The 3,307-nt window shown below is 75.4% G+C and carries 4 protein-coding genes; 3 read left to right on the top strand and 1 reads right to left on the bottom strand.

The genetic code is table 11. From position 1 onward, the window contains the following. The 3 genes from KBX39_RS27095 to KBX39_RS27085 form a co-directional block, all read left to right on the top strand. A partial coding sequence (locus KBX39_RS27095) for an ROK family protein (protein WP_247660647.1) occupies positions 1–914 on the top strand: 914 nt, incomplete at its 5' end. Further along, positions 911–1,600, top strand: a complete 690-nt coding sequence (locus KBX39_RS27090) for an N-acetylmannosamine-6-phosphate 2-epimerase (RefSeq protein ID WP_210873183.1) — start codon at positions 911–913, stop codon at positions 1,598–1,600. The genes KBX39_RS27095 and KBX39_RS27090, both read left to right, overlap by 4 nt. Beyond that, the gene (locus KBX39_RS27085) at positions 1,591–2,562 is read left to right on the top strand and encodes an acetylxylan esterase (protein WP_210873181.1); all 972 of its coding nucleotides are present in this window, start codon (positions 1,591–1,593) and stop codon (positions 2,560–2,562) included. The genes KBX39_RS27090 and KBX39_RS27085 overlap by 10 nt, the downstream gene beginning before the upstream one ends. Here the strand turns inward: KBX39_RS27085 and KBX39_RS27080 are convergent. Next, positions 2,559–3,307, bottom strand: a 749-nt coding sequence (locus KBX39_RS27080; RefSeq protein ID WP_210873179.1) for a polyprenyl synthetase family protein, incomplete at its 5' end; no start/stop codon positions are given. The genes KBX39_RS27085 and KBX39_RS27080 overlap by 4 nt on opposite strands.

Here is a 3,307-nt window from a genome sequence, read left to right as displayed (position 1 = left end):
CGACCGGTCTGGTCGCCGCGCTCGACATCGGCGGCACCAAGACCACAGCCGCGCGGGTCACCGCCGCCGGCGAGGTCGTCGGCCGGCACACCGCGCCGACACCCGGTCGCTCCGGCGCCGCAGCGGTGCTCGACACCGCCGCCGGCCTGGTCGAGAAGCTGCGGGCGGACGCGCCGGGTGTCGTACGGGCGCTCGGCGTCGGCAGCGCCGGCGTCATCGACAGCGGTTCCGGCCTGGTGCTGTCCGCCACCGACGTGCTGACCGGATGGGCCGGCACGGACCTGCGCGGCGACCTGGGCCGGCGCCTGGGCGTGCCGGTCACCGTGGTCAACGACGTGCACGCCCACGCGCTGGGCGAGGCGCGTCACGGCGTCGCGGCCGGGTACGACACGGTGCTCTACGTCGCCGTGGGCACCGGTGTCGGCGCGTCGTTCGTCCTCGGCGACACCGTGCTCGCCGGTGCGCACAGCGCGGCCGGGCACGCCGGGCACCAGCCGTCGGCGTACGCCGGAACGCTGCCCTGCACCTGCGGCGGGCGCGGGCACCTGGAGGCGATCGCCGCCGGGCCCGCGCTCACCGCCGAGTACGTCCGGCGTACCGGCCGTCCGGTGGCCGACCTGCGGGCCGTCGCCGCGCTCGCGGCAGGTGGCGACGAGACGGCCCGCGACGTCGTCCGGCTCGGCGGCACGGCCGTCGGGTCCGCCGTCGGCGGCCTGGTCAACGTGCTCGACCCCGCCGCCGTGGTGATCGGCGGCGGCGTCACCGGCCTCGGCGAGCCGTGGTGGCGGGCGCTGCGTGACGCGGTGCCCGACGAGACGCTGCCCGGCCTGGCCGGCGTGCCGGTCCTCGCCTCCACCCTCGGCCCCGACGCGCCGCTGCTCGGCGCCGCCTCGCTCGCCTGGAAGGTCTCATGAACGCGCTCGTCGACCAGCTCCGCCACCGCCTGGTGGTCTCCTGCCAGGCGTACCCGGGTGAGCCCATGCGCGACCCGGACACCATGCGCCGGGTCGCGCTCGCCACCGCCCGCGGCGGCGCCGCCGGCATCCGCGCGCAGGGGCTGGCGGACATCGCGGCCATCCGCGCGGCGGTGGACCTGCCGCTGATCGGGCTCTGGAAGGACGGCGACGACGACGTCTTCATCACCCCGACGCTCGATCACGCGCTCGCCGTCGCCGACGCCGGGGCGCACGTCGTCGCGCTCGACGGCACGTCCCGGCCCCGCCCCGACGGCCGTACGCTCGCCGAGACGATCGCGGCCGTGCACGAGCGCACCGGCACGCTGGTGATGGCCGACTGCTCCACGTTCGACGAGGGCATCGCCGCCGCCGCTGCCGGCGCCGACCTGGTCGGCACGACGCTCTCCGGGTACACCGCGTACACCACAAAGGGCGACGGGCCGGACCTGGACCTGGTCGCCCGGCTCGCCGCCGCGGTCGACGTCCCGGTGGTCGCCGAGGGACGCATCCACACCCCGGAGCAGGCCGCGCAGGCGCTGCGGGCGGGCGCGTGGACGGTGGTGGTCGGCACCGCCATCACCCACCCGAGCACCATCACCGGCTGGTTCGCGTCCGCCGTGCGGGAGGCCGCGTCGTGCCGCTGACCGACCTCGACCTGGCCGGCTGCCTCGCGTACCGGCCGGAGCTGGACGTGCCGGCGGACCTGGACGGATTCTGGGCGCGCACGCTCGACGGCGGCGGCGACCCGGCGGCGGCGGTCTACGAGCCGGTCGACACCGGGCTGACCCAGATCCGGACGTACGCGGTCACGATCCCCGGTTTCGCCGGTGAGCCGGTACGCGGATGGCTGCACCTGCCCGCCGGTGCCGACGGGCCGCTGCCCTGCGTGGTCGAGTACCTCGGCTACGGCCGGGGCCGCGGCCTGCCGCACGAGAAGCTGTTCTGGGCGGCGGCCGGCTTCGCGCACCTGATCATGGACAGCCGCGGCCAGGGGTGGAGCGCCGCCACCGGCGGCACGCCCGACCCGCACCCCTACCCGGCCGGCACCGTGCCCGGCTTCCTCACCCGGGGCGTCGCCGACCCGGCGGAGCACTACTACCGGCGGCTCATCACCGACGCGGTGCGCTTCGCCGAGGCCGCCCGGCGGCACCCGGCCGTCGACCCGGCGCGGGTGGCGGTGACCGGCTTCAGCCAGGGCGGCGGCCTCGCCCTGGCCGTCGGCGCGTTGTGCCCGGACGTCGCCGCCGTCATGCCGGACGTGCCGTTCCTGTGCGACATCCGCCGGGGCGTGCGCGTCGCCGGCCCGGACAGCCCGTACGCCGAGGTCGTCGAGTACCTCGCGCTGCACCGCGACCGCGCCGACCAGGTGTTCCGCACGCTGTCCTACCTGGACGCCGCAGTGCTCGCGCCGCGCGCCACCGCGCCGGCGCTGTTCTCCATCGCCCTGCGTGACCAGGTCTGTCCGCCGTCGACCTGCTTCGCCGCCTACCACCGCTACGGCGGCGACAAGGACGTGCGGGTGTACGAGTTCAACGACCACGAGGGCGGCGAGGCGGCACACCAGCGCGAACAGCTCACCTGGCTGCGCGGGATCCTGGGCGGCTAGCGGGCCCGTTCCACCACGTAGTCGGTCAGCTCCAGCAGGAAACGGCCGTCCTCGGTGTCGGCGGCGGCGCCCAGCGCCCGCTCACCCTCACGCCGGGCCGCGAGCGCGAGATCCCGGGCGCTGCGCCGCGCCGACTCCACACAGTCGTACGCGAGCAGCCGCCCGTGCAGCCAGCGCACCTCGGCGTCGGTGCGCTGCGCGCGGGTACGGCTCAGCAACCGCACGAGCCGATCACGTTCCTCCGGTGTGCACCGCCGCATGAAGTCGATCAGGATCAGCGTGCGCTTGCCCTCCCACAGGTCACCGGCGATCTCCTTGCCGTAGCGGGCGTAGTCGCCGGTCAGGTTGAGCGCGTCGTCCTGGATCTGGAACGCCGCGCCCAGATACCAGCCGTACCGGTCCAGCACGTCGACGGCGTTCTCCCGGCCGGTCGCCACGAGGATCCCGGTGCGGCACGGGTAGATGCACGTGTACCAGGACGTCTTCTTCAGGCACATCCGGTAGTAGTCGTCGGCGTCCAGGTCGCACACGTTGTCGCGGATCCAGCCGATCTCGAGCGCCTGCCCCTCCAGCGAGTGGCGCATCATCAGCTCGGTCTCGGTGAACAGCCGCCAGGCGATCCCGGAGCCGAGCGCCGCCCGGTTCGCGGCCAGCCGCCGCAACGCCAGCAGGTTCGTCATGTTGCCGACGTTCAGCGCCACGCCCACGCCGTACTCGGCGTGCAGCGTCCGCCCGCCGCGCCGCT

Source organism: Micromonospora sp. D75 (assembly GCF_018070405.1).
In the GTDB taxonomy this organism is placed as follows: Bacteria; Actinomycetota; Actinomycetes; order Mycobacteriales; family Micromonosporaceae; genus Micromonospora; species Micromonospora chalcea.
Note: the sequence above shows the minus strand (reverse complement) of the source record. Positions and strands in the feature narration are given on the sequence as shown.

Bases quoted from the DNA above. Each gene is read 5' to 3' on its own strand.
- KBX39_RS27090 (WP_210873183.1), top strand. From the start codon at position 911: ATGAACGCGCTCGTCGACCAGCTCCGCCACCGCCTGGTGGTCTCCTGC.